Source organism: Mumia sp. (assembly GCF_028803055.1).
Lineage (GTDB): Bacteria > Actinomycetota > Actinomycetes > Propionibacteriales > Nocardioidaceae > Mumia.
On the sequence record NZ_JARBCJ010000299.1, the window covers coordinates 1 to 2,336 of the forward strand.

The 2,336-nt window shown below is 73.6% G+C and carries 4 protein-coding genes; 1 reads left to right on the forward strand and 3 read right to left on the reverse strand.

Going from position 1 to position 2,336, the window contains the following annotated elements; genetic code table 11:
- The 3 genes from PV363_RS17310 to PV363_RS17320 form a co-directional block, all read right to left on the reverse strand.
- The coding region (locus tag PV363_RS17310) for an MFS transporter (protein WP_301023015.1) at positions 1 to 853 on the reverse strand (853 nt) is incomplete at its 3' end.
- The gene (locus PV363_RS17315; protein WP_301023016.1) at positions 850 to 1,347 is read right to left on the reverse strand and encodes a MarR family transcriptional regulator; all 498 of its coding nucleotides are present in this window, start codon (positions 1,345 to 1,347) and stop codon (positions 850 to 852) included. The genes PV363_RS17310 and PV363_RS17315, both read right to left, overlap by 4 nt.
- A 38-nt stretch (positions 1,348 to 1,385) precedes the next feature.
- Positions 1,386 to 1,904 carry a flavin reductase family protein gene (locus PV363_RS17320; RefSeq protein ID WP_301023017.1) on the reverse strand — a complete coding sequence of 173 codons (519 nt, stop codon included), beginning with the start codon at positions 1,902 to 1,904 and terminating at the stop codon, positions 1,386 to 1,388.
- Positions 1,905 to 1,974: 70 nt separating this feature from the next.
- On the opposite strand from PV363_RS17320, the gene PV363_RS17325 reads away from it, so the two are divergent.
- Positions 1,975 to 2,336 (forward strand): crosslink repair DNA glycosylase YcaQ family protein (locus PV363_RS17325; protein WP_301023018.1); only part of this gene is annotated, 362 nt, incomplete at its 3' end.

The following is a 2,336-nucleotide window of genomic DNA, read 5'->3' on the forward strand; positions in this document are numbered from 1 at the left end:
TGGTCGCCACCCCCGACGCGAGACCTCCGAGGATGCCACCGGCACCGACGGCGGAGAGAAGCAGGCCCGTCACCGCGGGATCACCCCCGAACCGCGCGTCGACGACGACCGGGAAGAGCGACACCGGCATGACCAGCACCGTGGCCAGCACGTCGGTGAGCATCGCGCCGCGCAGGACCGACGACCTCACGACGTACCGCAGACCGCGGCGTACGGCCCGCCGCTCCGCTCCCCCGGTCTCGCCAGCTCCCGGCGGCACCGGAGGCAGCCCGCGGGTGACGCCCCACGCCACCAGGAGCACAGCCGCCTGGACGAGGAAGCACCCCGCCGGTCCACCGACCGCGACCAGCAGCCCTCCGAGGGCGGGGCCCACCAGCATCGAGACCTGGAAGCCGACGTGGGTGAGGGCGACACCGGCCCCCACCTCGTCGAGCGGGAGCAGCCTGGCCACCATCGCCCGGCGGGCGGGGGCACCCAGGGCGCTGAACCCCGCCTGCAGCACGACCAGACCGAGGACGAGGGCCAGGGACCGGTCGTACGACGCCGCCTGGACGGCCAGCAGCACCGCGACCACCGCACTGCCACCGGTCGTCGTCAGCACCACGCGTCGCCGGTCGGTCGCGTCGGCGAGCGCACCGCCGTACAGGCCCAGGACGATCATCGGCACGGCGTGGGCCAGGCCGAGAGTGCCCATCAGCACTGCGCTGCCCGTGAGGTCCCAGACCTGCTGGAGGAGCGCGACCAGGCTCATCTGTCCCCCGAGCGCGGCGAGCATGCTCCCGGACCAGAGGCGCACGAACGGCCGGCTCGTCCGCAGCGGCCGGACGTCGAGCAGCCGGGACCCCGCCGTCACGCCGGGACCATCACCGACAGGTGCTCCTCCACCCGCTCCCGGAACGGGCGTCGCTCCAACGCGGCGGCCAGGTCGGCCACCACCGCAAGGAACGGGTACGGGATCTCGCTGTCGAGGTCGAGCAGCGCCTGCTCGGTCGCCCGCCACTCCGCTTCGAGGAGAGGGACGAGCGCCCGACCGTGCGCGGTCAGCGTGACGACTCTCGTCCGCGCATCGCGGCCGGGCGTCGTCTCGACGAGACCGTCGCCGCGAAGGACGCCGACCGTCTGGCTGGCGGCCGAGTGCGTCACCTCGAGCGCGTCCGCGAGCTCGCGGATCGTCATCGGGCCGGTGCGGGCGAGCGTGATCACCGGCTTGGTCAGACGCGGACGGACCGTCAGGCCACGGTCGCGGTAGAGCGCGGCGAGCTCGGCCTCCATCGCGTCGCGGAGCGTTCGCAGCGGCCGCCAGAAGTCGACGTCGGTGGGATCGTCCGGGGAGCCGCTCGTGGTCATCCCGGAAGTCTAACAGCGCTTATACAAGCACTGTCAGGTCACCCGCCGAGGTCCACGTACCGCCCCCGGAGATGGGCGAGCGCCGGTGCGTCGTCGGCGATCTCGACCGTCTCCACCACTCCCTCGACCAGCAGCGGCCAGCCCACCTGACGCGGCTCGCGCGCCACTCTCGCGCCGAGCCACGCGGTCGCCGACGCCAGCACGGGACCGTACGGCGTCTCCGTCCACGTTCCCAGCCTGAACGGGCCGCCCGGGGCCGGCGCCGTACCGGCGAAGGGGTCGGCGAGCGCCCGGTCGCGCGCCCCCACGACGTTGACCACGAACGGTGCACCCACCACGAGCGCATCGGCGAGGTCGCTGTCCTCGTCGACCAGGAGGAGGACGTGAGCCGGGTCCCCCTCGGCGACGACGACGGACGAGACGGTCAACCCGGCACGCGACCGGCCGGCGCCCGCGGTGCACACCGTGACCGCCTGCGGAAGCCGGCCGCGGAACCGCCGGACGGGATCCCGCTCGCCCTCGGGCGGCAGGAACGGGTGCTCGGAGTGGATGGTCACGCCGTCAGCGTACGAGCGCCGCGGCGCGAGCCCGAACCGAAACGTCCGAGCGGCACGCCAGGATGGTCCGGTGCGCATCACCGACGAGCAACGACGTCACCGCCTCATGGTCGGCCACCGGGTGGGTGTGAGCCCGTCGAGGTCCACACCGACGGTCGAGGAGATCGTGCGCGGCGTGCTCGTGCTCCACGCGACCGACCCCGCGACGGTCTATCTCTCCGTGCTCGCGCGCGCAGGGTCCCTGACCATCGCCGACGTGCGAGAGGCGATGTACGAGCGACGGACGCTGGTGCGCGTCCTCGCGATGCGCCGCACCCTCTTCGTCGCCGACCGCGAGGACCTGCCGGTCATCCACGCGGGAGCCAGCCTCGGCGTCGCCCGGATGCTGCGGACCCGACTGCTCAAGCAGCTCGCGACCCTGCCGACCGACCC